Below are 23,290 nucleotides of genomic sequence, written 5' to 3'. Positions count from 1 at the left end.
TCGCGGCATACGGAGGTTTCGGACCGTTCCTAAGGACTGAGCGGGAGTGAGTCCTGTTGCCAGAACTCATGCTCAGCCGAACGCCCCGAACGGTGCTGGGCGTTCTGGTCCCCCGCGTTCGCTCCACATCCGGCGCCGACGGATCGTGTCCGTGGTCCGGGGATGCGGGGGCGGGTTCCCTCACGCCCAAGGGCGCCCGGCCTGGCCTGGGCGGTCCGATGCCCCTGCTCATCACTCCGGTGAGCAGGGGGCGGTGCCGTCCGTCGCCGGATCGGGTGTCCCTGGGCGCGCCTTCCGATCGCCACGGCGGCAGCGTCGTGGCGAGTGGTCTTGCGGTTTTTGCCGGTGAGGGGCTTCTGCCAGTGCTGGGCGCCCCAGCGGCTGGTGTAGGCCGGATCCACGGCGATGATCGCGATGCCCGTGTGGTCGGCCATGGAGGTCAGCCGGGCGCGGAGCCTTCCGGTGGGCATGCCGGAGATCAGCTGTCGGAAGCGCTTCTTACGTCCATGCTTCTCCCGGGTCTTCTCCGCACCGAAGTCCAGGTCCTCGACCGCGATCGCTTTGACGCCACAGGTCTTCGCCCAGTTCAGGAGTCGGGACAGGGCATGCCGGACCTGGGCGTCGCGATGATCGCGGGGGCCGGACAGGTCGTAGAAGAAGCGGCGCGGGCTGCCGATCGGGTTTCCGTAGGCATCGAGACGCCAGGCGGCAAGGTGGTCGGCGTTGGTGTCCACGCCGATCACGCCCTCGGCCAGGGCAGCCTGAAGCGGGATCGTGCTCGTCGGCTGGTACTGCCAGGACGCGGTGAGGTACCAGCGGCCCCGTGCTACATCCAGGTGGATGCGGTAGGCGACGGCTCGGTTCGCTTCAACGCGGTCGGACCACTCCGGCCCCCGGTGCAGGAAAGCGACCCGCGCGGCGAGGACATAGCGGCCGTGCTGCGCGTTCGCCAGGTCTGCCAGCGGCGCGGGCAGCCTGATGCTCACCTCGCCATCGGGGCTGACACGGATGGTCTCGTTGCCGTAGCGCTTTCCCGACTCGCCGTCCGCCTGGAGGAACCAGCGTTCGGCTTCCCACCGCTGCCGCCACTGGTCCTCGGTGAGCTGGGCGGCCTTGAGGTGGTGGCGGGTGAGGGCCAGGCGCTTCCCTCCGCGCGTCACGTGCACGATCCCAGCGTCGCGGTCGGCTTGCTCGGTGGCCAGCCGGTCTTCGAGGACGTGCAGGCGGCGGGCCTTGGCGTGCCACTCCTGACGGGAGCGGTAGCCGCCCGGAGCTCTTTTGCTGCCCGTCTCGCCCACGGGGAGCGACAGTCGGTGCCCGATCGTGCTGATGCCCACTACGAGGCTGTGGATATGGGCCGACTGGCAGCGGCGGGCGAGCGCCCACTGATCATGCGTGGCCTTGGTGATGCTGCCCGCCCACCGCGACGACGACACCGCTGTCAGCTCCCGCTTACGCACAGCCCACGCGTCGGCTGAGTGTTCCTGACCGTCTGCGCAGCGGGTCTTGAGATCCTTCGAGGCGAGCGAGCCGAGGTGTGCGCCAACCAGCTCAAGCACCTTCTCATCCTCAGGCGTCAGGTGCTTGAGCCGGGTCCGAACCGCCGCACCGGTGGGGCCGGACCCGACGAACGGCTTCGCCAGTGCTCGCAGCCCGCCCACCCCGTCGTCACCCCCGCCCGGCCCCACGCCGAAGATCCCGTCACCGCAACCAACGAGCATCGCCCGAAAAGGTCACACATTCGAAGAGAGAACATCTGCTCCTTCCCGGAGAGGCGACGCCATGGCCGGCACGCGCGGAGCCAAGACCACCGGCACTCGCTCCTGCTCACCACAACACGCTTGAGCACACCACAGCGACAGCAGCTCCAAACCCCCGCCGGACGGAGGATCGTTACGGGCATGGCAGAGCAGCACTTCGACGTATGGACGTCGGGAGCCGCCTACGAGGGGTACTGGGCCGGTGGAGCCGGCTCGTCGCACGGGAGTTCCTGACCGGGCAGCCACCGCGGGCGGGACCGAGCGGGCCGCGGTCAGGGCCGGGTGAGGAAGACCGGGACGAGGTGGGCGAGGCGGGCACGGGCGCGGGAATCACCCGCCCCGGCGGCCGGGTTGACCAGTCAAGACCGTCGAAGAGGAGCCGCACATGTCAGAGTCCGCAACACCGGCCGAACCCGCCGCCCGCGTGCACGAGCTCCGCCTGGTGGTGACGGCGGCCGACTACGACGAGGCGCTGCGCTTCTACCGGGACGAGCTCGGCCTCCCCGAGCGCGCCGCGTTCTCCTCCCCCGACGGCCGGGTCACCATCCTGGAGGCGGGCAGGGCCACGCTGGAGCTGACCGACCCGAACCACGCTGGCTTCATCGACGAGGTGGAGGTCGGCCGCCGGGTCGCCGGGCACATCCGGGTCGCCTTCCAGGTGGACGACTCCACGGCCACCACGGCGAGGCTGGCGGCGGCCGGGGCCGAGGTCCTGGCGGAACCCACCCGCACGCCGTGGAACTCCCTCAACTCACGCCTCGAAGCGCCCGGCGCGCTTCAGCTGACGCTGTTCACGGAACTGGATGAGGCGGACGCCGAAGCAGGTGAACGCGCGTAGATCCGCCGGAGCGACGGAACCGCTCATTCCTGCGGGAGCTTATTCACCCGTTTCGGTGATAATTGGGGCATGAGTACGGCGACGCTTGAACTAGCGGCCACGTCGAGCGAAGTACTCAACGTGATCGCCGCCTTCGTTGGTGGAATGGTCATCGCCGGTGCACTGGTCTGGGCGGTGCAGTTCGGCATGCGGGTCCGTGACCGAGAGCTGCCACGGCCCACTCCCGAGGAACAAACACATCTGCCGGACACCGGCGCGGTCCATGAGGAACGCGAGCTGAGGGAGCCGGACGAGGTCCCGCACGCGGTGGGCCGAGAACGCCTCCTGCCGCACGAGCTGCACCACGCGGGCAGCAGGCGCAGCGAGGACCAGCACCGCAAACGCTGGCTGCCCGGGAAGAGCGGGGCCTTCGGCGGGGGCGGCCTGGGACACGGCTGAGCCGGGGAGCCGGAAAAGAGCGCGACGGGGGCCATGGCCTGATGCCACCCTGTCCGGACAGGACAGGGTGGCTCGGGCTGGGGGTCGATTGAGCAGGCGGCGCTATGTGGCCCGGGGTGTGCCCGGCGGCTATCGCATCTGGGACAACCACGGCCGCCGTTTCTGGGGAGATCACTACGAGCTGTGCCCCGACGACCTGCTCACCGAGCTGAACGGCCGCAAGGACCCGGCCAGGGTCACCGAGCTGCTGAGGCGTTACCGCGCTGCGCGGCGTTAGCCGCGTCCGAGGCGTCCGGGGCCAGGGCGAGCGCGAGGATCACGAAGAAGTCGATCCCCACCATGACCACGGACCAGACCGGTGTGTACGGCAGGAACAGGAAGTGGGCGACCATGCTCAAGGACGCCAGGAAGATACCGGTGATCCGCGCCCACCAGGCTCCCTGAAGGATGCCCGCACCGACGCCGACGGCGACGACGCCGAGGCAGAGCAGGATCCAGCCCCATGCCGTGAGGTTGGCCTTGAACACGTAGTCGCCGATCCGGGCGTACACGTCGTCCTCGGCGATGGCGGAGATGCCCTGGAGGATGGCGAGCAGCCCGCTCACCAGCATCAGCACACCGGCGAAGACGAGTGAGCCGGTGACCCAGCCGGAGGCGGGGGCGGGGCCGGGTGCGGTGCCCGGCGTGGTGTCGGCGCCTGCGGACGGCCAGGTCGCCCGGGACGTACCGGATCCACCCGGTCCACCGGGTCCACCGGCCGTCTGCGTTCCCGGTGGGCTATGGGCGGCATCGCTCGCATGCGACTGCGGCTGCTGCTGGCTCATGGCTGCCGTACCCCACTTCTCGCGTGTTCCGCGGACGGTTCCGCGGTCGGTACGACGATCGGCCGGTCAGGGGGTGCCCACCACGGGGGAGACGCCGATCGGGTGACGCCCGGAGTGCGCGGGGGGCGATGCGGATCTTCACTGAGGAGACCGGATCGAACCCTTGGAGCCCCGTATGCCCGCTCACCGCCCCCGCCGGAGAACCACCACGATCCTCCTGGCGGCCGCCGCCCTGGCCGTCCCCGCCCTGGCCTCCTGCTCCGACGACGACACCCCCTCGTCGGTGGCCAGCGAGGCGGCGTCGGCCTACGCCTCGGCGACGGCGGAGGCGAACCGCCAACTCGACGAGATCGCGGGCGGCATCGACGCCACGGACGCGGTGAAGCTGGGCGACCCGACGACCGACTCCGACGGCCGCGCGTCGGTGGAGGTCACGGCGGACAACACCACGGACTCGACGAAGTCCTTCGCCGTCCAGGTCAACTTCAAGGACGAGAACGGCAATCTGCTCGACGCGGCGGTGGTGACGGTGTCCGACGTGGCGGCGAACAAGTCCGGCAAGGCCACGGCCCGCAGCACGCGCGACCTGAGCGGGGATGTACGGGCCGAGGTGGAGCGGGCGGTGCGCTACTAGCACCGGAGCGGGCGGTCGGCTTTCAGCTCTTGGTGGTGCTGTTGAACAGTCAGCTCTTGGTCGTGCTGTTGAACAGTGAGCGCGACCAGGTGTACCCGAGCAGGGCGATGCCGGCGCACCAGGCGAGGGAGATCCAGGCGCTGTTGCCGATCTCCGTGCCGGAGAGCAGGCCGCGCAGTGTCTCCGTCATCGGCGTGAACGGCTGGTTCTCGGCGAACCAACGCAGGCCCGGGGCCATCGACTCGGCCGGCACGAACGCCGAGCCGAGGAACGGCAGGAACTGGATCAGCAGCGGCTTGTTGCTCGCGGACTCGACGGTCTTCGAGATCAGGCCGAGGGCCACCGACAGCCAGGTCACCGCGAAGGCGATGGCTGCCAGGAGGCCGGCCGCGGCCAGCCACCGAAGCGGGCTCGCCCCGGAGCGGAAGCCGACGGCGAGGGCGACGCCCACGACCAGGACCATGCACAGCATCGTCTGGATGACGCTGCCGATGACATGCCCCGTCATGAACGACGAGCGGGTGATGTTCATGGTGCGGAAGCGGTTGATGATGCCCTCGGTCATGTCGGAGCAGACCGCGATCGAGGTCGACATCGAGCCGGCGGCCACTCCCATGACGATGATGCCGGGGGTGAGGTAGTTCAGGTACGCGTCCCGGCCGCCGCCCATCCCGGCGCCGATCGAGTCACCGAAGGCGTACACGAACAGCAGCAGCATCAGGATCGGCGTCATGGCGCTGCCGAGCCCGACGGCCGGGTAGCGGATCGCGTGCTTCAGGTTGCGCCGCAGCATCGTCGTCGAGTCGTGCACGGCGAGGGTGAGGGTGCTCATCGCGAGGTCTCCTTGACGTGGAGCGGGGTGCCGGTACCGGCGTCGGCGGTGCCGTGGCCGGTCAGAGTGAGGAACACGTCGTCGAGGTCGGGGGTGTGCACGGAGAAGTCGGCGGCCCGGATGCCGGCGGCGTCGAGCCGGTCCAGCAGGGCGCGCAACGCGTCGAGGCCGCCGTCGCCCGCCACCCGCAGGGCGAGGTTCTCGTCGTCGCGGGCCGCGCCGGGGAAGGCGGCGCCCGCGCGCTCGTACTCGGCGGGGTCGGTGAACCGCAGCCGTACGTGGCTGCCGGGGATCCGCGCCTTGAGCTCGTCGGCGGTGCCCTCGGCGACGATCCGGCCGCCGTCGAGCACGGCGATCCGGTCGGCCAACTGGTCGGCTTCCTCCAGGTACTGGGTGGTGAGGAAGACGGTCGTGCCGCCCGCGACGAGCGAGCGCACGGTGTCCCACATGGTGCGGCGGCTACGCGGGTCGAGCCCGGTCGTCGGCTCGTCGAGGAAGATCACCTCCGGGTCGCCGACCAGCGTCATGGCGAGGTCGAGGCGGCGCCGCATACCGCCGGAGAAGGTCGCGGCGCGGTTCTTCGCCACGTCCGCGATCTCGAACCGTTCGAGCAACTCCGTCGTACGGGAGCGCCCTTCACGCTTGCCGAGGCGCAGCAGGTCGGCCATGAGGAGCAGGTTCTCCTCGGCGGTGAGCAGATCGTCGAGCGCGGCGAACTGCCCGGTGACCCCGATCGCGGCACGGACGCCGTCGGGTGAGGCGGCGACGTCGTGCCCGGCCACCTGGGCCTGGCCGCCGTCGGCGGCGATGAGCGTGGACAGGATGTGCACGGTGGTGGTCTTGCCGGCGCCGTTCGGCCCGAGCAGCGCGAACACGGTGCCGGCCGGGATGCGCAGATCGATGCCGTCGAGGACGGTCTTGTCGCCGTACGACTTGCGCAGACCGATGGTGGAGATGGCGGCGGGCGACTGCGTGCCGTCGCCCCGCCGCGGGGTGGGCATGGGCATGGGCATGACAGAAGAAGGCATGGGCCCTCCCGATCGAAGGGTGGTGAGGTGACTGGGCGGTGCGGGCGAGGTCGCGGGGGCCGGCGCTCAGGCCCTGGCGCGAAGGACGTCGATGTTGCCGTACCGGGTGCGGGCGCGGACCTCGACGGTGTCCTCGGTCTTCTCCGGGGCCTCGGACGCGGTGAGCGCGTTGCGCACCTGCCCGGAGCCGGAACTGACGTCGAGCCAGGCGGCCGAGCCGTCGCGGATGCCGACCTCGATGGCGCCGTAGGCGGTCTCCAACTGGACGGATCCGCGGGCCACGTCGGCCGCGCGCACCGTGCCGTGGGCGGTGGTCGCGACGACCGAGCTCTCGGCGTGCGCGATGTCGATGTCCCCGTGGCCACCGCTCACCCGCAGGTCACCGGTCACGGCGCCGACCATCGTCGTGCCGTGCGAGTTCTTCAGGACGGCGGAGCCGTCGACGGTGCCGACGCGCAGGCTGCCGGTGCTGGTGGTGATCTCGGCCGCGCCCTCGACCCGGTCCACGGTGATCGAGCCGTGCGACGCGGTCAGATGCAGCGGTCCGGTCGTGTCGAGGCGGACGTCGCCGGACGAGGTCTTGACGCGGGTCTCGCCGAGCCGGCCCTCACCGAGCACCTGGGTCCAGGCGCCGGTCATGTCGATGCGGGAGCCGGTGGGCACTTCGACCGTCACGTCGAGGATGCCGGGGCGGCGCAGCGAGTTGCGCTGCTTGGGGGTCCGGACGGTCAGGGTCCCGCCGGCGAACGTGACCTCGACCTGCTCGGCGGCCCGCACGTCACGGTCCTTCTTCGGGTCGCGGGGCACCACCTCGACGACGGTGTCGAGGCGGTCGCTCGCGGCGAAGCGGATGGAGCCGGCGTCCACGTAGGCGGCGACGGAGATCGGTCCGGGAGTGTCGAAAGAAGGCATGGCTGTGGCGTCCTCTTGGGTCTTGGTGGCGTCCCCGCTGATGGGACGTGGTGGGGTTGAAGTGCTGCCGGCGAAGTGGTGCGGGTGAAGTGCTGCCGGTGAAGTGGTGCGGGTCGGGGGTGCGGCTAGCGCACCCAGCCCGTGAAGCTCTGTCCGACGGTGTGGGTCCGTTGTGCCGTACGCGGCCGTGCGCCGCCGTCGACCGCCGCCGACACGGCTCGCACCAGCCAGGCGTTGACCGACAGGCCCTCGCGGCTCGCGGCCTCCTCGGCGCGGGTCTTGAGGTGGGCCGGCAGCCGCAGATTGACGCGGGCGGTGCCGCCCTCGTCGCCCTCGGCCGGGGTCGTGAGTGCCTCGGCGGGCGCGATCGGCTCCGCGGGGACGGCGGCGTCGGTGTGCGGCAGCGTCACCACGAAGTCGGGGTCGAGCCCGCGCAGCCGTACGTCGACCGAGCCGGGGGCGAGCTCGCGGGTGATCTCGTCCATCGCGGCCGAGAGCACGTTCAGCATGGTCAGTCGGGTCGCCGACTCCAGCGGAGCGACGAGCCGCTCGGCCAGCTCGCGGGCGTCCTCCCCACCGGCTTCGGCGGCCACCGCGAGTTCGCGGCGGAGGGTGTCGACATACGGGGTGAGGTCCATGACGCCATCATGGCACCACAATGGCGCCATGCGCAAGGCCGTTGGGTGCCGCGCGCGGCGCACACCACCGGGAGTCGTCGACAGAACGCCCTGACCTGGGAAAACACTCCGCGGCCGATCTGAGCCACGGTGGCGCCATGTGCAGCCAAGCGCGCCGACGAGCATGAAATGGCGCCGAAGTGGCACGCGATGGCGCCACCCGGCACCATGTGGCGCCGAGCAAGGCCCACGCGATGCCACGCGATGCCACGCAACGCCGCGCAATGCGCTCCCCGCGCCCTAGAGCCGCCCGCCCCCACCGTCCGACACGGTGTCGTGCTGCTCCCCTGCCGACCCGACCACCATGATGTCGATCTGCTCGCTCAGCGCGCTGACGCCGTTCAGGGTGGCCGTCGCCTGGAGGCGGCCCGTCCCGGCCGGGAGGGCGAGGCCGGGTACGCAGGACCAGGTGCCGTCCGGCGCCGCCGTCGTCGCGCAGACCTCCTGCTCCAGCGCGTCGCGGACCGTGACCTGGGCGCCCGGGTAGGCCGCGCCCGACGCCTGCGGCAACGCGCCCAGCGGTACGCCCGACGTGGGGCGGGACAGGGTCGGCGCGGGCAGACCGACCGTCACGGAACAGGTGCCGCGCCCGCGCACGGCGCCCGTCGCGTCCCTCAGGGTCAGGGTGCAGTCGGGGAGGCGGGTGCCTGGTTCGGCGTTCGCCGGGACCGACAGGACGAAGGGGAAGGCAGGGCTGTGCCACGCCGACACCGGCGCCCCTGCCGACGGGGACGCCCCCACGAAGGTGTACGTCCCGCTGTTCCCGCCCACTGCCACCGCGCCCCGGTATCCGAGCCAGGCCAACGGCGCACCCGTCACGCGCGTCTTCGCCGGCGCCGTCAACGTCAGCACCGATCCCGCGCCCAGCGGTTCCCCGGCATAACCCGCGACCTGGACGATGCCCTCGCGGCCGGGCTCGATGGTCGCGGCGCCCCACAAGTCGTGGCCGACCGGTCCTGCGGGGCCCGCACCGCCGTACGCCGTCCCCGGCGCGACGAGCGCGACCGCCACCGCGCCCGCCACCGCGAGCAACCCGAGAGCCGACGTCTTCCAAGACCTGCGGGACCTGCAAGACCTGCTCATCGTCGGCGGAGCTCCTCACACGTCGGCGGCACCCCACCCCCACCTGCGATTCTCCCGGCGACGCCCGCCGATGACACGCACTGTTGGCCCGTACGAGCCGAGCGCGCGACGCCTACCACCCGTCCGGCTTCACAGCCCGCCGCCCGGATGCCGGGCCGCCGTCTTCACGTCCGCCTCGGTCTGGCTGCGGGCCGCGCCCTGCTCCGTCGCGTGTTCGGTGACGGCCGTCTGGACGGCCAGGGCGAGGTCGCGCCAGGTGCGCCAGGCCGTCTCGTAGGCCTCGGTCTGCGGCTGGGTCCACGGGGTGCGGGTGGGCGGGCCGTACCGGTCCCGCAGCTCCTCCACCCGGCTGTGTGCCTGGTCCGCCGCCTGCTGCATCGCGACCAGTTCGTCGAAGGTGCCTGCCACGCGATCGGATCCTCGGGCAGCGGGGCAGCGCCGCCCGATGTGCCACGCGTGCGGCGCGCGCCTCTCACCCGGATCTCACTCGGAGACCACTCGGACGGCGTCCGCCCGCGCCGCAAGCCGGGCCGCCAGCCCGTCGAGGATCGTCTCCACGCCGAACGCGAAGACCGCGTCGACCTGCTCCGAGAAGGTCTGCCCGCGCTGCGCCTGCCCCTCCATGCTGGCCAGCAGCCGTGGGTACTTCTCCGCGATGGCGCCGGCCTGCGCCACCAGCGCGGCATCCGCCTCGGACTGCGCGGCCCCGTCCGCGGACGTCCGCTCCTTGACCTCGGCGGCGTCGGTCGAGCTCATGAACGCCAGCCCCGTCACGAACATGAACGGGGTGCTCACCGCCCAGTCGAGGTCGGCGTCCCGGAACCCGGCCGCCTCGAAGGTCTCGTACGCACGCTCCTGGAAGCCGGCCATGCCCTCGCTGTAGCCCGCGTACGTGGTGATCACCCGCACCAGCCAGCGGTGCCGGTCGCACAGCTCGCGCGCCGCGTACATCAGCTCGCGCGCCGCCGTCCGCCATCCCACCGCCGGGACGTCCGGCAGCCGGACCTCGCTCCACACCTCGTCGGCCGCGAGCACCAGCAGGTTCTCCTTGTTGCCGACGTGCCAGTACATCGCCGTGGCCGCCGAGCCCAGCTTCTGGCCGAGCTTGCGCATGCTCAGCCCGTCGATGCCCTCGGCGTCCAGCAGCTCGATCGCCGCGCGGACGATCTGTTCTCGGTTCAGGGTCTCTCGCGCCATGGGTCCAGCCTAACCGTCACTTGCACACCGTAAAAGTTCTCGGACGAAAGGACTTGCACACCGTGCAAGTCTGGTTTTACGGTGTGCAAGTCATCGAGTTGCACACCGTTCAAGTTGCGGATCCACACCGCGATCCACGTCACCGATCCACGTCACCGGGGAGAGTCATGACCGCCATCCACGCACAGGGCCTGCGCAAGTCGTACGGGGAGAAGCCGGTGCTCGACGGCATCGACCTGCGCATCCCCGAGGCCTCGGTCTTCGCCCTGCTGGGCCCGAACGGCGCCGGCAAGACCACGACCGTCCAGATCCTGTCCACGCTGATCCGCGCCGACGCCGGCGAGGTCCGCGTCGCCGGTCACGACCTCACCCGGCAGGCCGACGACGTACGCCGGTCGATCGGCGTGACCGGCCAGTTCGCCGCGATCGACGGGCTGCTGACCGCCGAGGAGAACCTCCTGCTGATGGCGGACCTGCACCACCTCAGCCGCGCCGAGGGCCGCCGCCGGGCCGCTGACCTGCTGGAGCGCTTCGACCTGGCGGAAGAGGCGAAGAAGACCGCCGCCACCTTCTCCGGCGGTATGCGCCGCAAGCTCGACCTGGCCATGACCCTGGTCGGCGACCCGCGCATCATCTTCCTCGACGAGCCGACCACCGGCCTCGACCCGCGCAGCCGCCGCATGCTGTGGCAGCTGATCCGCGGCCTGGTCGACGACCGCGGCATCACGATCTTCCTCACCACGCAGTACCTGGAGGAGGCCGACCAGCTCGCCGACCGCATCGCCGTGCTGAACGGCGGCCGCATCGTCGCCGAGGGCACCGCCGACGAGCTCAAGCGCCGCATCCCCGGCGCCCACATCCGGCTGCGGTTCGCCGACGAGCGCCGACTCGACGTCGCCGCCGCGGTGTTCGACGTCGCCTCCCGCGACCCGGAGAACCTCGCCCTGCACATCCCCGGCGACGGCAGCCCCGCCACCGTCCGCGCGGTCCTCGACCTGCTGGAGTCGGCCGGCGTCGAGGCCGAGTCGCTCACCGTGCACACGCCCGACCTGGACGACGTGTTCCTCGCGCTGACCGAGACCCACCAGTCCGTCGCCGCCTGACCCCCACCCGACCTGCCGTAAGGACACCACGATGACCACCGCCACCACCCCCGCCACCACCGCCGCCGCGCCCACCCGCTCCTACGCCTTGCGCGACTCCATGACGATGCTGCGGCGCAGCCTCAAGCACATGCAGCGCTATCCGTCCCTGACGGTCCAGATCGTCACGCTGCCCGTCCTGATGCTGCTGCTGTTCGTGTACGTCTTCGGCGGCGCGATCGGCGAGGGCATCGGCGTCGGTGACCGCGACGCCTACATCAACTACCTCGTCCCCGGCATCATCGTGATGGCGGTGACCTCCGGCACGATCACCACCGCGATCTCCGTGTGCACCGACATGACCGAGGGCATCATCAACCGCTTCCGCACCATGGCGATCTCGCGCAGTTCGGTGCTCACGGGGCATGTGCTGGGCAACATGGTCCAGGTCGTGTGCATCCTCGCCCTGGTGACCGGGGTGGCGTACGCGATCGGCTTCCGCCCCGACGCCTCGGCCGTCGAGTGGGCCGCCGCCCTCGGCCTGCTGATGTTCCTGGCCTTCGGCCTGAGCTGGCTGTCCGCCGCGATCGGCCTGAACTCCAAGACCATCGAGGCCGCGAGCAACGCCCCGATGCCGCTGATCTATCTGCCCTTCCTCAGCAGCGCCTTCGTCACCCCCGACTCGATGCCCACGGGACTGCGCTGGTTCGCCGAGTACCAGCCCTTCTCCCCCATCAACGAGACCCTGCGCGGCCTGCTCCTCGGCACCGGCATCGGCAACGACGCCTGGATCGCGCTCGCCTGGTGCGCGGGCCTCGCCCTGATCGGCTACCTGTGGGCCCGCTCGACCTTCCGCAAGGGCGCCGAGCGCTGAGGCGCCCGCCACGGGAATCGCTTTACGGGACAGATGCCAAGCCAAAAGGTTTTCCACGCCCCGGGGTCCGTACTTCACGTACGACGACCCCGGGGCAGGAGGCAGTTCGGTGCGCATCACTCGACAGGCAACCGGCACGTTCTTGGTGGGCGGCGCCCTGAGTCTCACCCTCGCCGCCCTCGCCTATCCCTCGATGCTCGGCTTCAGCACGGTCTCCAGTTCCCAGACCCGGGTCATCGCCCAGACCCCGACCGGCCCGCTGACCGAGGCCGACCGCGACTTCGTCGTCAAGGTGCGGGCGGCCGGGCTGTGGGAGTACCCGGTGGGGAAGATGGCCCTGCGGAAAGGGACCACGGGTGCGGTGCGCACGGCCGGTCAGCACCTGGTCTCCGGGCACGCGGCGCTGGACGCCACCTGCCGCCGGATCGCCGCGCGGCTGCACATCACCCTGCCCAACCGGCCGAGCCCCCAGCAGCAGGGCTTCGTCGCGACGCTCGACGCCGACTCCGGCAAGCAGTTCGACAGCGACATGGCGAACATCCTGCGCACCACGCACGGCCAGATCTTCTCCACGGTCGCGGAGATCCGGGCCACGACCGAGAACTCCCTGGTACGGCAACTCGCCGACCAGGCCAACGACACCGTGCTCGACCACATCACGGTCATGGAGAAGACGGGGCTGGTCGACTTCGACCAGGTCCTGTTCCAGGAGACGACCCCGCCGAAGCTCCCGTCCCAGGACCTGACCCCGCCACCACCGGCATCGGGCGAACCGCAGGTGACGCTGAAACCCTGATCTACGCCAGCCAGACCGTCGTGTCCGGGCCCAGCAGCCCGTCCTGCAACGGCGCGCTGGCGAGCAGCACCTCACCCGGCGGCAACTCGACGGCCGCCGCGGAGAGGTTGGCCACGCACCGCCAGCCCTCCGAGCGGGCGAAGTGCAGGACCCCGGACGGGCTGTCCGCGACCCACTCCAACTCCTCCCCCTCCAGCAGCTTGCGGCGCAGGCGCAGAGCCCTGCGGTACAGCTCCAGCGTCGAGCCCTCCACACCGTCCTGCGCCTCGACGGCGTACGCCGCGAAGCCCGACGGCTGCGGCAGCCAGGACCCGCCCGCGCCGAAGCCGTACGACGGCCCCGTGGTCGTCCACGGCAGCGGCACCCGGCAGCCGTCGCGGCCCTTGCGCACCCGCCCCGTCTGTTCCCAGATCGGGTCCTGGAGGACCTCGAAGGGCAGGTCGGCGACCTCGGGCAGGCCGAGTTCCTCGCCCTGGTAGACGTACGACGATCCGGGCAGCGCCAGCATGAGGAGGGTCGCGGCGCGGGCGCGGCGCAGGCCCGCGGCGTCGTCGACGGCCGGGGCGTGGCCGCCGGACAGCAGCCAGGCGTTGTCGTCGGTGCCGGGCGGGAGCATCAGGCGGGAGGTGTGGCGTACGACGTCGTGGTTGGACAGCACCCAGGTCGCGGAGGCGCCGGCCGCGTGCGCCGTGGCGAGCGAGTCGGTGATGACCTGCCGCAGTTCACCGGCGTCCCAACCAGCCTGCAGATACTCGAAGTTGAAGGCCTGGCCCAGTTCGTCCGGGCGGGCGTACAGCGCGCGGCGGGCGCTCGGGTTCACCCAGGCCTCGGCGACGGCCATGCGGGGCGGGCGGTAGGAGTCGAGGATCTTGCGCCAGTCGCGGTAGATCTCGTGGACCTCGTCGCGGTCGTAGAAGGGGTGGGTGCCGGGCGGGAAGGCGGGGAGCGCGTCCTCGCCGCTCAGCTCCGGGGCGCCGAGATCGCGCAGCGGCTCGCTCAGGTCCTTGGCGAGGGCGTGCGCCACGTCGACGCGGAAGCCGTCGACGCCGCGGTCGGACCAGAAGCGCAGGGTGGTGCGGAAGTCGGCGCGCACCTCCTCGTGCTCCCAGTTGAGGTCGGGCTGCTGCGGGGTGAACAGGTGGAGGTACCACTGGCCGTCGGGGACCCGGCGCCAGGCGCTGCCGCCGAACACGGACTGCCAGTCGGTGGGCGGGAGTTCGCCGTGCGGGCCGCGGCCGTCGCGGAAGACGTAGCGCTCGCGGGCGGCGGAGCCGGGGCCGGCGCGCAGCGCCTCCTGGAACCAGACGTGCTGGTGGGAGGTGTGGTTGGGGACCAGGTCGACGATCACCTTCAGGCCGAGGCGGTGGGCCTCGGCGGCCATGGCGTCGAAGTCGTCGAGGGTGCCCAGGCGCGGGTCGACGTCGCGGTAGTCGGCGACGTCGTAGCCGCCGTCGGCCAGTTCGGAGGGGTAGAAGGGGCTGAGCCACAGGGCGTCCACGCCGAGCGCGGCGAGGTGGGTGAGGCGCTGGGCGACGCCCTTGAGGTCGCCGAGCCCGTCGCCGTCGGCGTCGGCGAAACTGCGCGGGTAGACCTGGTAGATGACGGCCTGGCGCCACCAGTCGGGGTTGCTGGACGAGAGGTCGGGCGTGGTGGTGCGGTCAGTCACGCGGTCTCCTCGTGGGTGCGTACGGACGACAGTGAGAACTCTGTCCACTTCGCCAGAAAAGCGAACACCGCGAGGAGCGGAGGGGATCGTTCCCCGCGTGATGGAATTGTGATTGCCTCTTGAACTTCCGTTGCGTTTACGCAGGTTGACAGCGGTCTCCCCGCCCCCGACGATGTGCTCACTCTGAGGCGCATGTGACCAATGAGCCCAGTGTTTCTCCTTCGCTCACTCACCCCACGATGGGATACGCATGTCCATAGCGAGACGTGTCATCGCGCGACGCCTGCTGGGGACGGGCGCCGCGTCGCTCGCCCTCTGCGCGGCCACCGTCGCCTCCGCCTCCGGCGCCTGGGCCCACGGCACGCCCGGCGGGGACGGCTGGAAGTCGGGCGGCGCCTACCAGCCCGGCACCGGCGCCGGCACGGAAACCGCCACCGACCGCTGCCAGTTCTCGCTGGACGGCACGAACTTCTACGACTCGGTCAAGGTCGACGACCAGAACCTGAAGGTCACCGACGACGGCAAGGTCCACGTCTCGGTGCGTGCCGCCGCCGACGCCACGACCTGCACCGCCTCGCTCGCCTCCTACCTCGCCCACGGGTCGACCTTCGCGACCTCCGGCGAGCAGGTCTTCGTCGACTTCGACTCGGTCACGGTCAAGCCCGGCGGGACCGACACCCTCGACATCGCCGTCCCGGACGCGGGCTGCTTCGCGCAGGTCGACCTGTACCGGGGCGCGGTGAAGTTCGACGGCAAGCTCGACGCGAACGACGGCTTCGAGCACGGTGACCTGCCCAAGGGCCCGGACCGCCCGGTCATCAAGGACAAGCTGATCGCGGCCTGGAACGGCGGCACGAAGGACTGCACGACCGAGCCCCCGGCGACCGAGGAGCCCCCGACCACGCCGCCCGCCGAGCCGTCCGAGCCGGCGACGGACGAGCCCTCGACCCCGGCCGAGGAGACGACGCCGCCGGCCTCCGAGACCCCGGCCCCGGAGCCCTCCGAGTCGGCCTCCACCCCGGCCCCCTCGCCCAGCGGCGGTGGCGGCGACCTCGCCCGGACGGGCGGCAGCAGCGCGACCGGCCCGATCGCGATCGGCGCGTTCGTGCTGGTCGCGGGTGGCGCGGCGTTCGTCGTGGCGTCGAAGCGCCGGCGCACGGCGCGCTCCTGACCGACGGCATGTGAAGGGGCCCGGGGTGATTTCCCCGGGCCCCTTCGTGGTGCGACCGCAGCGTGCGTCCGCGATGGGTACGGTGACGGAGAGGACCGTCCCACCGCTCAGGAGCCCCGCATGACCAGCACTCCTACGGACATCGTCAGGGCGGCGTTCCGCCACTATCAGGCGCAGGACCGCGAAGCCGCCTTCCCCCTGTACGCCGACGACTTCACCTTCACCAGCCCCAGGGACGACCACATCGACAAGGCGGCCTTCTTCGAGCGGTGCTTCCCGACCGCCGACCGCATGAAGGAACAGCGCATGCTGCAGGTCACCCCGGCCGACGCCGAACTCGTCTTCGCCTACTACGAGTACGAGCTCGCCGCGGGCGGCCGCTACCGCAACGTCGAGGCCATCACCGTCCGGGACGGGCTGATCAGGGAAGTGCAGGTGTACTTCGGCGGCGCGGTGTGAGGGGACGCCCCGCCGAAGTACACCAACCGCTCGACGCTACTGGCGCTACTTCCGGCCGGGTGCGCAGAGTTCGCCGTCGATCAGCTTGTTCTGGGCGTGCTCGGTGGACATGTCGGCCGCGCCGTCGCCCGTGGTCGACAGGACCACGACCCGGCGGCCGTCGGCGCTGACGCCGTCGCGGGTGGTGTAGCCGGGGAGGTCGCCGGCGTGGCTGTAGTACGACCCGCCGCAGGTCAGCGGGATCCGCATCAGGCCGAGGCCGTAGCTCGCGCCGGGCCAGACGACGTCCAGGTCGGGGGTGCGCACGGTCGTCTTCATGGCCTTCATCTCGGCCGGGCGCAGCAGGTGCCCGCCGAGGAGGGCCTGGTAGAAGCGGGTCAGATCGGCGGTCGTGCTGATCATGGCGCCGGCCGCGCCCGCCGCGCTCGGGTTGAACTCGGTGACGTCGATGGTCGCGCCGGAGCCGCCGAAGTTGGAGTAGCCGTGCAGGTGGCGGCCGCGGATGTGGGTCTCGGTGGTCGGGGCGGAGGTGTTGCGCAGGTGCAGCGGCTTGATGATGCGGTGGGTGACCTCCTGCTGCCAGCTGTGGCCCGTGGCCTTCTTGATGATCATCCCGGCGAGGATGTAACCCGTGTTGGAGTACGACCACTTGGTGCCGGGCGCGAAGTCCGGCTTGTGCTTCATGGCGATGGCGACCAGCTGCTCGTCGGTCCAGGTGGTGTACCGGCCGGCCTCGAAGCCCTCGACGCTCGCCAGCAGCGGGAAGTCGCCCGTGTAGTTGTACAGCCCGCTGGTGTGCTGGAGCAGCTGCCGTACGGTGATCGTGCTGCCGTCGTTGCCGTTGCCGGAGACGACGCCGGGCAGCCAGTCCTCGACGGTGTCGTCCAGCGACAGCCGCCCCTCGCCGGCCAGCTGCAGCACCACGGTGGCGACGAACGTCTTGCTCGCGCTCGCGATCCGGAACCGGTCGCCGGGGCGCGCCGCCTCGCCGGTGGCCTTGTCGATGACGCCCGCGGCGGCGGAGCGCTGTCCGCGCGGGCCGGTCGAGCGGGCGACGGCGCCGACGGTTCCGGTCTCCATCACGGCGCCCACGCGGTCCCGCAGCGAGTCCTGAGCGGGGTGCGGGGACTGGGCGGTGGCCGACGCGACGGGGATCGTCAGGACGGACGCGGCGATCGCGGCGACCAGGGCCGTGGCGGTGCGCTTCATGGCAGGTGCTCCTTGCGGATCGGTCGGTGTCAGCAACGCCGTCTGCGCTGCGGTCACCAACCTAGGAACCGGGCCGCGTTCGGACGATCAGGCCAACTGGCGTCTGTGTGGTGGTGGTTGGGCCCGTGGCGAGGTACAGCCAGCTGTACCTCACCCCGCTGCCGTGCGTCCTTGCGACACCTCAGCCCCGCCGCTGCACGTCCTCCAGATACCGCAGCACCGCGGCCACCCGGCGGTCCACCTGGTCCGCGGGCGACAGGTCCAGCTTGGCGAAGATGCTGCGGATGTGCTTGTGCACGGCGCCGTCGGTGACGACGAGCCGCTCGGCGATGGCGCTGTTGCCGAGGCCCTCGGCCATCAGCGCGAGCACGTCCCGCTCCCGGGGGCTGAGCCGCTCCAGGCGGGTGTCCTGGCGGCTGCGGGTGAACAGCTGGGCGACCACCTCGGGGTCGATGGCGGTGCCGCCGTCGGCCACCCGCCGCAGCGCGTCGAGGAACTCCTCGACCCGGCCGACCCGTTCCTTCAGCAGATACCCGAGTCCGCCCACCCCGCCGCCCAGCAGGTCACTGGCGAAGCTCTGCTCGACGTACGCCGACAGCACGAGCACCGCGAGGTCGGGCCGCCGGCGCCGCGCCTCGACGGCCGCGACGATCCCCTCGTCGGTGTGCGTCGGCGGCATCCGTACGTCGAGGATGGCGACGTCCGGCTTGTGCTCGTCGATGGCGTCCAGGATGCCGTCGGGCGTGCCGGCGGTGGCGACGACCTCCAGGCCCTCCGCCCGCAGCAGCAGCGCGAGCCCTTCGCGCAGCAACGGGTCGTCCTCGGCGATCACGATCCGCATGGCAGTTCCACTTCCAGAGTTGTCGGGCCGCCGCGTGGGCTGGTCAGGGACAGGGTGCCGTCGAGGGCGGCGACGCGGCCGCGGATGCCCGTCAGCCCCGAGCCCCCCTCCTCATCGGCGCCGCCCCGGCCGTCGTCGGTCACGGTCAGCCGCAGCCGCCCGCCGTGCGAGCGGACGGTGACGGTGGCCTCCTCGGCGCCGCTGTGCTTGGCGATGTTGGTGAGGGCCTCGGCGACGACGAAGTAAGCGGTGGCCTCGACGGACGCGGCACACCGGGCGGGCGCGTCGACGTCGATCCGGCAGGGCACCGCGCAGGACGCGGCGAGTCCGGTGAGGGCGCCTTCGAGGCCGCGGTCGGCCAGCACCGGCGGCAGGATGCCCCGGGCGACCGAGCGGAGTTCGGCGAGGGCCTGTTCGGCGGCGCCCTGCGCGCGCTCCAGGATCTCGTCGGCGCCGGCCGGGTCGCGGGCCGCCATGCGGCGGGCGGCGCCGAGCAGCACGGTGACGGTGACGAGCCGGTTCTGGGTGCCGTCGTGCAACGAGCGCTCGATGCGGCGCAGTTCGATGGCGTGGGCGTCCAGCGCGGCGGCCCGCGTGGCGGTGAGCTCGGCGACCCGCAGGGACAGGTCCACGTCGGGTCCGGCGGACAGCAGCCGCCGTCCGGGCGCCGCCTGCAGCCGGGCCATGCCCGGGGTGAGCCCCACGATGATCGCGATCCAGCCGAGGCCCAGCAGCGCGACGGCAAAGGCGTCCGCCCAGGTCTGAGCGGGTCCGAACCCCACCGACGTACTGTCGGCGTCCTTCGGGATCCACTGCCAGTACGCCGGGAACAGGGAGTCGCGTACGGCCATGAGCGGCAGCAGGATGCCGAAGATGCCCAGCGCGAACCCCAGCGTGGCGTGGCGCAGCAGCCAGCGCAGCTCGCGCCGGGTGGTGAGGTCGACGAGGGCAAGGCGCAGCTGTGTCGGTGCCGGACCGGGGCCGATGACCTCGGGCCCCCAGCGGCCGAGCCGTTCGCGTTCGCGGTCGGCCAGCGAGTGCAGGGCGCGTATCGCCTTGGGCGCCATCAGCAGCCCGACGCCGAGCGGAACGGTGACGGCGGCGAACACCAGCCGCAGCAGGACGACCAGCGCGACGAAGGCCGTACCGAGCCCGCCGGCGAGCTGTTCGAGCGCGGCGACGGCGCCACCGGCCGCGCGGACGACGGTGTCCCGGATGCCGGGGCGCAGGGGGGCGGCCTTCTCGCCGCCCGACGTGCCCTCCATGGTTTCGGCGTGCACGTCAACGACCCTAGGGCGTCGGCCGGTTCTCCGTCACGGCCGGGAGGTCGGAAGTACAGCCTGCTGTACCCCGAAGACGGCGGCCTGCGGGCTCGGAGACAGGGGGTCACGATCCGTAGCTTCGGTGACCGACAGCGACCGCCGAAGGAGCAGGCCATGACGCCCACCGACCCCTACCGCCTCACGACCGGCCCCGACGACCCCCTGCCGCGAACCCTCAGTGGCGCGGACCTCGCCCGTACGGTCCTGTGGGTGGTGCTGGTGCTGAGCGTGGTCGGCAACATGGCCGCCTCCTACGCCGGCGCCGCGACGCCCGCCCACCTGGCCTGCGGCGCGGTCACCGCGCTCTGCGTGACCGCGCTCGTCGTCCAGCGGCTGCGGGACCGGCGATGAGGGCGCCCTTCGCGCGCGCCCACCGCTCCACGGTCACCGGCGTCGCGCCCGCCATCGCGCTGGCGCACGTCAGCAAGACCTACGCTGGCGGCGTACGAGCCCTGGACGACGTGTCGTTGACGGTCGCGCACGGCACGTTCCTCGCCGTGATGGGGCCGTCCGGATCCGGCAAGAGCACGCTGATGCACTGCGCCGCCGGGCTGGACTCCCCGACCGAGGGGAGCATCGCGATCGACGGGCACGAGATCGCGGGCCTGAACGAGACCCGCCGCACGGAACTGCGCCGCGAGCGCATCGGCTTCGTCTTCCAGTCCTACAACCTCGTCCCGTCCCTCACCATCGCCGACAACATCACCCTCCCGCTGCGCCTGGCGGGCCGCGCCCCCGACCAGGAGTGGCTGCGGACGCTGGTGGAGCGGGTCGGCCTGGCCGACCGGCTCGGTCACCGGCCCGCCGAGCTCTCCGGCGGCCAGCAGCAGCGCGCCGCCATCGTGCGGGCGTTGGTCGCCAAGCCGGCCGTCGTGTTCGCCGACGAGCCGACCGGCGCGCTGGATCTGCGTACCGCCCACCAGGTGCTGAACCTGCTGCGCGAGCTCGTCGACGAACTCCGCCAGACGGTCGTGATGGTCACCCACGACCCGGCCGCAGCGGCCCAGGCCCACCAGGCCCTGGTCATGGCCGACGGCAAGGTGACGGAAACCCTCCACAAGCCCACCGCACCCGAACTGGCCGCCCGTCTCGTCGCGTTGGGAGAGGCGTAAGTCATGTTGCATCTCGCGGTACGCATGGCCGGTCACCGCATCGCCGCGCTCCTCGCGGTGGCCTGCGCGGTCCTCGGCGGCGCGGCGCTCATCACCGCCACCGGTGTCCTGGCCGAGTCCGGCCTGCGCTCCCAGCTCCCGGCCGACCGCCTCGCCGGCGCGGACGTCGTGGTCTCCACCGACCAGAACTACCACCCCGCCGGTGACCTGCCGATCGCGCTCCCGGAGCGGGGGACCGTCCCGGCGAAGCTGGTGTCCGACCTCTCCCGGCTGCCCGGCGTCACCAAGGCGGTCGGCGACGTCGGCTTCCCCGCCGCCCTCGTCGACGCCCGCGGCCGGGTCGTACCGTCCTCCGAGGAACCGCAGACCGCCGGGCACGGCTGGTCCTCGACGGGTCTGCTGACGGACCCGAAGGTCCAGGGAGACGCACCCGCCCGTTCCGGCGAGGTCGCCGTGGACAGCGCGACCGCGCGGGCCGCGGGCGTCCGGGTCGGCGACCGGGTACGGATCGTCGCGGTGGGCCGCCCCGCCGCCGACTACCGTCTCTCCGCGGTGGTCGACGCACCCGGCGCGGGAATCCTCTTCGCCGACACGACGGCCCGGCGCCTGTCCGGCAGCGCCACCGTCGACCTGGTCGCCCTGCGCACCGAACCCGGCGCCGAGGGCGAGGTGGCGGCAGCGGCCCGCGAGAAAGTCCAGGGCACGGGCCTCACCGTGACCACCGGGGCCGACCGGGGCGACATCGAGTCCCCCGGCGCCGGAGCGGCACGCTCCCTGCTGATCCTGCTCGCCGGTTCACTGGCCGGCATCGTGCTGCTGATCATCGGCTTCGTGATGGCGAGCGCGCTGGCCGTGGCGGTCGCCGGGCAGCGCCGCGACCTGGCCCTGATGCGGGCGGTGGGCGCAACTCCCAAGCAAATACGTCGACTTGCGGCCACACAGGGCACTCTCATCGCGGGCGTGGCGCTCGTGCCGGGCGTGGCCCTCGGCTATCTGCTGGCCGGCCAGTTCCGCGACCTCCTCGTCGACCGCGGGGTATTGCCGCAATCCCTCCCCCTCACCCTCAGCCCGATCCCCGCCGTCGCCACGATCCTGCTGCTGGCCGGGGCGGTCCAGGTCTCGGCCCGGGGTGCCGCATGGCGCACCTCGCGCATGCCGGCCACCGAGGCGGTCGCCGAGTCCCGCAGCGAACCCCGCACCCCGTCGAAGCTGCGCACCAACTCCGGTCTGCTGCTGATCGTCGCCGCGACCGCCCTCTCCGCCATGCCGCTGCTGAGCCGGACGGTCCTCGGCGCGACGGCCACCTCCCTCGCCGGGATCCTCGGCGCGATCGGCCTGGCGCTGGCGGGCCCCGCGCTGGTCAAGGGCCTGGGCAACACGGCGGCCCGCCGTCTGCGCCCCGGCGTCTCGGCGCCGACCTGGCTGGCGGTGTCCAACATCCGCGGCTACGCGATGCGGCTCGCGGGCGTCGTCAGTGCCCTCGCGATGGCCGTCGTGTTCGTGCTGACGTACACCTTCGCGCAGACCACCGTGATGGCGGCCACCGCGGACGACGTCTCCGACGGCACCCTCGCCCAGCACCGCCTGACCGCACCCGGCCTCGGCGGACTGCCTTCCGACGCCCTGACGGCCGTACGCGACACGGATGGCGTCACAGCGGCGGCCCCCGTCAGTTCCACGACCGTGGTGTGGCCGTACAAGATGTTCGGCGAGGACGAGGTCGATTCAGGTACGGCGATGATCCTCACGCCGGACGCGGGGTCGGTGCTCGACCTCGACGTACGGGACGGCGACCTGGACCGGCTCACCGGCAACACCGTCGCGGTGAGCAGCGAGGCCGCCCGGACGCGCGGGGCGGAGCTGGGCCGGACCCTGCGGCTGGTGCTCGGGGACGGCACGCCCGTCACGGCCCGGGTCGTCGCCGTCTACGAACGCGGCCTCGGCTTCGGCTCGGTCGCCCTGTCCCACGACCTCGCGCGGAACCACACGACCGCCGGGCTGGACCAGAGCGTCCTGGTCCGCACCGACGGCACGGAAGCGGCGGAGCGCAGTCTCGCCGCCACGGCCGCCGCGCACCCCGGCCTGCTGCTCGCACCGACCGACACCGGCGACGCCGACGGCCTGGACGAGGCTCCGCCCGAGGTCTGGGTCAACCTGGCCGTCATCGTCGTACTCCTCGGCTATCTCCTGCTGAGCATCGCCAACAAGCTGGTCGCCACGACCGCCCAGCGCCGGAACGAGATCGCCACGCTCCGACTGAACGGCACCACACCCCGGCAGATCCTGGCGATGATGCGCCGCGAGGCCGCGGTGATCGCCACGGCGGCCGTCACCACAGGCGTACTGCTGTCAGCGATCCCGCTGACCCTCCTCGGCATCGGCTTCCTGGAGCGCCCCTGGCCCGCCGGCCCGGCATGGCTGCTGCCCGGCCTCGCCGCACTGGTCGTCTGCACGGCCTTCCTGACGGTCGAACTGCCCACCCGCCAGGCCCTGCGGACGGCACCCGCGGACGCGCTGTCGGTACGGGAGTGACGA

General features: G+C 71.9%; 25 protein-coding genes. 12 read left to right on the top strand and 13 right to left on the bottom strand.

Annotated features, from left to right (window positions below; all coding sequences use genetic code 11):
• Positions 1-29: 29 nt before the first annotated feature.
• Positions 30-1,661, bottom strand: a complete 1,632-nt coding sequence (locus OG254_RS25790; protein WP_405595193.1) for an IS200/IS605 family accessory protein TnpB-related protein — start codon at positions 1,659-1,661, stop codon at positions 30-32.
• A 484-nt stretch (positions 1,662-2,145) separates the two neighbouring features.
• Here OG254_RS25790 and OG254_RS25785 point away from each other — a divergent pair, with 484 nt between their 5' ends.
• The 3 genes from OG254_RS25785 to OG254_RS25775 all read left to right on the top strand — a co-directional run bounded on the left by OG254_RS25785 (position 2,146) and on the right by OG254_RS25775 (position 3,313).
• The gene (locus OG254_RS25785; RefSeq protein ID WP_405585951.1) at positions 2,146-2,598 is read left to right on the top strand and encodes a VOC family protein; all 453 of its coding nucleotides are present in this window, start codon (positions 2,146-2,148) and stop codon (positions 2,596-2,598) included.
• Between the two features lie 69 nt (positions 2,599-2,667).
• Positions 2,668-3,036, top strand: coding sequence for a DUF6479 family protein (locus OG254_RS25780; protein WP_405585948.1), 369 nt, complete (start codon positions 2,668-2,670; stop codon positions 3,034-3,036).
• A gap of 88 nt (positions 3,037-3,124) precedes the next feature.
• Positions 3,125-3,313 carry a hypothetical protein gene (locus OG254_RS25775; protein ID WP_351195260.1) on the top strand — a complete coding sequence of 63 codons (189 nt, stop codon included), beginning with the start codon at positions 3,125-3,127 and terminating at the stop codon, positions 3,311-3,313.
• Here OG254_RS25775 and OG254_RS25770 read toward each other — a convergent pair.
• Positions 3,273-3,860: a hypothetical protein gene (locus tag OG254_RS25770; RefSeq protein ID WP_405585945.1), complete on the bottom strand. Its 588-nt coding sequence runs from the start codon at positions 3,858-3,860 to the stop codon at positions 3,273-3,275. The two genes, OG254_RS25775 and OG254_RS25770, sit on opposite strands and share 41 nt — an antisense overlap.
• Before the next feature lie 175 nt (positions 3,861-4,035).
• Between OG254_RS25770 and OG254_RS25765 the strand changes: the two genes are divergently transcribed.
• Positions 4,036-4,494, top strand: coding sequence for an FxLYD domain-containing protein (locus OG254_RS25765; RefSeq protein WP_405585942.1), 459 nt, complete (start codon positions 4,036-4,038; stop codon positions 4,492-4,494).
• A gap of 49 nt (positions 4,495-4,543) precedes the next feature.
• On the opposite strand, the gene OG254_RS25760 is transcribed toward OG254_RS25765, so the two are convergent.
• The 7 genes from OG254_RS25760 to OG254_RS25730 all read right to left on the bottom strand — a co-directional run bounded on the left by OG254_RS25760 (position 4,544) and on the right by OG254_RS25730 (position 10,223).
• The gene (locus tag OG254_RS25760; RefSeq protein WP_351195265.1) at positions 4,544-5,326 is read right to left on the bottom strand and encodes an ABC transporter permease; all 783 of its coding nucleotides are present in this window, start codon (positions 5,324-5,326) and stop codon (positions 4,544-4,546) included.
• The gene (locus tag OG254_RS25755; RefSeq protein ID WP_405595191.1) at positions 5,323-6,327 is read right to left on the bottom strand and encodes an ATP-binding cassette domain-containing protein; all 1,005 of its coding nucleotides are present in this window, start codon (positions 6,325-6,327) and stop codon (positions 5,323-5,325) included. The genes OG254_RS25760 and OG254_RS25755 overlap by 4 nt, the downstream gene beginning before the upstream one ends.
• 93 nt (positions 6,328-6,420) lie before the next feature.
• The gene (locus OG254_RS25750; RefSeq protein ID WP_405585938.1) at positions 6,421-7,266 is read right to left on the bottom strand and encodes a DUF4097 family beta strand repeat-containing protein; all 846 of its coding nucleotides are present in this window, start codon (positions 7,264-7,266) and stop codon (positions 6,421-6,423) included.
• Between the two features lie 125 nt (positions 7,267-7,391).
• On the bottom strand, positions 7,392-7,904 hold the full coding sequence (locus tag OG254_RS25745; protein WP_351195268.1) for a hypothetical protein: 513 nt from the start codon (positions 7,902-7,904) through the stop codon (positions 7,392-7,394).
• Positions 7,905-8,183: 279 nt separating this feature from the next.
• Positions 8,184-9,026 (bottom strand): carboxypeptidase regulatory-like domain-containing protein, encoded by an 843-nt coding sequence (locus OG254_RS25740; protein ID WP_405585935.1) that lies wholly within the window; start codon positions 9,024-9,026, stop codon positions 8,184-8,186.
• Between the two features lie 129 nt (positions 9,027-9,155).
• On the bottom strand, positions 9,156-9,434 hold the full coding sequence (locus tag OG254_RS25735; RefSeq protein WP_351195269.1) for a hypothetical protein: 279 nt from the start codon (positions 9,432-9,434) through the stop codon (positions 9,156-9,158).
• 75 nt (positions 9,435-9,509) lie between these two features.
• The gene (locus OG254_RS25730) at positions 9,510-10,223 is read right to left on the bottom strand and encodes a TetR/AcrR family transcriptional regulator C-terminal domain-containing protein (protein WP_405585932.1); all 714 of its coding nucleotides are present in this window, start codon (positions 10,221-10,223) and stop codon (positions 9,510-9,512) included.
• A 167-nt stretch (positions 10,224-10,390) separates the two neighbouring features.
• Between OG254_RS25730 and OG254_RS25725 the strand changes: the two genes are divergently transcribed.
• The 3 genes from OG254_RS25725 to OG254_RS25715 all read left to right on the top strand — a co-directional run bounded on the left by OG254_RS25725 (position 10,391) and on the right by OG254_RS25715 (position 12,975).
• A complete protein-coding gene (locus OG254_RS25725) occupies positions 10,391-11,326 on the top strand; it encodes an ATP-binding cassette domain-containing protein (RefSeq protein ID WP_405585929.1) in 936 nt (311 codons plus the stop codon).
• Positions 11,327-11,357: 31 nt separating this feature from the next.
• The gene (locus tag OG254_RS25720; RefSeq protein ID WP_405585926.1) at positions 11,358-12,179 is read left to right on the top strand and encodes an ABC transporter permease; all 822 of its coding nucleotides are present in this window, start codon (positions 11,358-11,360) and stop codon (positions 12,177-12,179) included.
• A gap of 145 nt (positions 12,180-12,324) precedes the next feature.
• Positions 12,325-12,975, top strand: coding sequence for a DUF4142 domain-containing protein (locus OG254_RS25715; RefSeq protein ID WP_405595189.1), 651 nt, complete (start codon positions 12,325-12,327; stop codon positions 12,973-12,975).
• 1 nt (position 12,976) lies between these two features.
• Here OG254_RS25715 and OG254_RS25710 read toward each other — a convergent pair whose 3' ends face one another.
• A complete protein-coding gene (locus OG254_RS25710) occupies positions 12,977-14,641 on the bottom strand; it encodes an alpha-amylase family glycosyl hydrolase (protein WP_405585924.1) in 1,665 nt (554 codons plus the stop codon).
• Between the two features lie 250 nt (positions 14,642-14,891).
• On the opposite strand from OG254_RS25710, the gene OG254_RS25705 reads away from it, so the two are divergent.
• Together OG254_RS25705 and OG254_RS25700 are read left to right on the top strand one after the other, a co-directional pair.
• Positions 14,892-15,812 carry an LAETG motif-containing sortase-dependent surface protein gene (locus OG254_RS25705; RefSeq protein WP_405585921.1) on the top strand — a complete coding sequence of 307 codons (921 nt, stop codon included), beginning with the start codon at positions 14,892-14,894 and terminating at the stop codon, positions 15,810-15,812.
• 120 nt (positions 15,813-15,932) lie between these two features.
• The gene (locus OG254_RS25700; RefSeq protein ID WP_405585918.1) at positions 15,933-16,271 is read left to right on the top strand and encodes a nuclear transport factor 2 family protein; all 339 of its coding nucleotides are present in this window, start codon (positions 15,933-15,935) and stop codon (positions 16,269-16,271) included.
• Between the two features lie 45 nt (positions 16,272-16,316).
• Here the strand turns inward: OG254_RS25700 and OG254_RS25695 are convergent, their stop codons facing one another.
• The 3 genes from OG254_RS25695 to OG254_RS25685 form a co-directional block, all read right to left on the bottom strand.
• Positions 16,317-17,480: a serine hydrolase domain-containing protein gene (locus tag OG254_RS25695; protein ID WP_405585916.1), complete on the bottom strand. Its 1,164-nt coding sequence runs from the start codon at positions 17,478-17,480 to the stop codon at positions 16,317-16,319.
• Between the two features lie 181 nt (positions 17,481-17,661).
• Positions 17,662-18,321 (bottom strand): response regulator transcription factor, encoded by a 660-nt coding sequence (locus OG254_RS25690; RefSeq protein ID WP_351195282.1) that lies wholly within the window; start codon positions 18,319-18,321, stop codon positions 17,662-17,664.
• A complete protein-coding gene (locus OG254_RS25685; RefSeq protein WP_405595187.1) occupies positions 18,309-19,586 on the bottom strand; it encodes a sensor histidine kinase in 1,278 nt (425 codons plus the stop codon). The genes OG254_RS25690 and OG254_RS25685 overlap by 13 nt, the downstream gene beginning before the upstream one ends.
• 171 nt (positions 19,587-19,757) lie before the next feature.
• Between OG254_RS25685 and OG254_RS25680 the strand changes: the two genes are divergently transcribed.
• The 3 genes from OG254_RS25680 to OG254_RS25670 are packed head-to-tail and all read left to right on the top strand — an operon-like array spanning position 19,758 to position 23,287.
• The gene (locus OG254_RS25680; protein WP_351195284.1) at positions 19,758-19,994 is read left to right on the top strand and encodes a hypothetical protein; all 237 of its coding nucleotides are present in this window, start codon (positions 19,758-19,760) and stop codon (positions 19,992-19,994) included.
• Positions 19,991-20,755: an ABC transporter ATP-binding protein gene (locus OG254_RS25675; RefSeq protein WP_405585913.1), complete on the top strand. Its 765-nt coding sequence runs from the start codon at positions 19,991-19,993 to the stop codon at positions 20,753-20,755. Before OG254_RS25680 ends, OG254_RS25675 begins: the two co-directional genes overlap by 4 nt.
• A gap of 3 nt (positions 20,756-20,758) precedes the next feature.
• Positions 20,759-23,287: an FtsX-like permease family protein gene (locus tag OG254_RS25670; RefSeq protein ID WP_405585910.1), complete on the top strand. Its 2,529-nt coding sequence runs from the start codon at positions 20,759-20,761 to the stop codon at positions 23,285-23,287.
• The last annotated feature ends 3 nt before the right edge of the window (positions 23,288-23,290 follow it).

Source organism: Streptomyces sp. NBC_01092 (genome assembly GCF_045039535.1).
In the GTDB taxonomy this organism is placed as follows: Bacteria; Actinomycetota; Actinomycetes; order Streptomycetales; family Streptomycetaceae; genus Streptomyces.
Note: the sequence above shows the minus strand (reverse complement) of the source record. Positions and strands in the feature narration are given on the sequence as shown.

Excerpts from the sequence above, each read along its gene's own strand:
- OG254_RS25765 (WP_405585942.1), top strand. The coding sequence starts at position 4,036 with ATGCCCGCTCACCGCCCCCGCCGGAGAACCACCACGATCCTCCTGGCG.
- OG254_RS25720 (WP_405585926.1), top strand. The coding sequence starts at position 11,358 with ATGACCACCGCCACCACCCCCGCCACCACCGCCGCCGCGCCCACCCGC.
- OG254_RS25690 (WP_351195282.1), bottom strand. The coding sequence starts at position 18,321 with ATGCGGATCGTGATCGCCGAGGACGACCCGTTGCTGCGCGAAGGGCTC.
- OG254_RS25670 (WP_405585910.1), top strand. The coding sequence starts at position 20,759 with ATGTTGCATCTCGCGGTACGCATGGCCGGTCACCGCATCGCCGCGCTC.
- OG254_RS25680 (WP_351195284.1), top strand. The coding sequence starts at position 19,758 with ATGACGCCCACCGACCCCTACCGCCTCACGACCGGCCCCGACGACCCC.
- OG254_RS25705 (WP_405585921.1), top strand. The coding sequence starts at position 14,892 with ATGTCCATAGCGAGACGTGTCATCGCGCGACGCCTGCTGGGGACGGGC.
- OG254_RS25700 (WP_405585918.1), top strand. The coding sequence starts at position 15,933 with ATGACCAGCACTCCTACGGACATCGTCAGGGCGGCGTTCCGCCACTAT.
- OG254_RS25750 (WP_405585938.1), bottom strand. The coding sequence starts at position 7,266 with ATGCCTTCTTTCGACACTCCCGGACCGATCTCCGTCGCCGCCTACGTG.
- OG254_RS25780 (WP_405585948.1), top strand. The coding sequence starts at position 2,668 with ATGAGTACGGCGACGCTTGAACTAGCGGCCACGTCGAGCGAAGTACTC.
- OG254_RS25695 (WP_405585916.1), bottom strand. The coding sequence starts at position 17,480 with ATGAAGCGCACCGCCACGGCCCTGGTCGCCGCGATCGCCGCGTCCGTC.
- OG254_RS25725 (WP_405585929.1), top strand. The coding sequence starts at position 10,391 with ATGACCGCCATCCACGCACAGGGCCTGCGCAAGTCGTACGGGGAGAAG.
- OG254_RS25730 (WP_405585932.1), bottom strand. The coding sequence starts at position 10,223 with ATGGCGCGAGAGACCCTGAACCGAGAACAGATCGTCCGCGCGGCGATC.
- OG254_RS25785 (WP_405585951.1), top strand. The coding sequence starts at position 2,146 with ATGTCAGAGTCCGCAACACCGGCCGAACCCGCCGCCCGCGTGCACGAG.
- OG254_RS25740 (WP_405585935.1), bottom strand. The coding sequence starts at position 9,026 with ATGAGCAGGTCTTGCAGGTCCCGCAGGTCTTGGAAGACGTCGGCTCTC.
- OG254_RS25685 (WP_405595187.1), bottom strand. The coding sequence starts at position 19,586 with ATGGAGGGCACGTCGGGCGGCGAGAAGGCCGCCCCCCTGCGCCCCGGC.
- OG254_RS25755 (WP_405595191.1), bottom strand. The coding sequence starts at position 6,327 with ATGCCCACCCCGCGGCGGGGCGACGGCACGCAGTCGCCCGCCGCCATC.
- OG254_RS25760 (WP_351195265.1), bottom strand. The coding sequence starts at position 5,326 with ATGAGCACCCTCACCCTCGCCGTGCACGACTCGACGACGATGCTGCGG.
- OG254_RS25675 (WP_405585913.1), top strand. The coding sequence starts at position 19,991 with ATGAGGGCGCCCTTCGCGCGCGCCCACCGCTCCACGGTCACCGGCGTC.
- OG254_RS25745 (WP_351195268.1), bottom strand. The coding sequence starts at position 7,904 with ATGGACCTCACCCCGTATGTCGACACCCTCCGCCGCGAACTCGCGGTG.
- OG254_RS25770 (WP_405585945.1), bottom strand. The coding sequence starts at position 3,860 with ATGAGCCAGCAGCAGCCGCAGTCGCATGCGAGCGATGCCGCCCATAGC.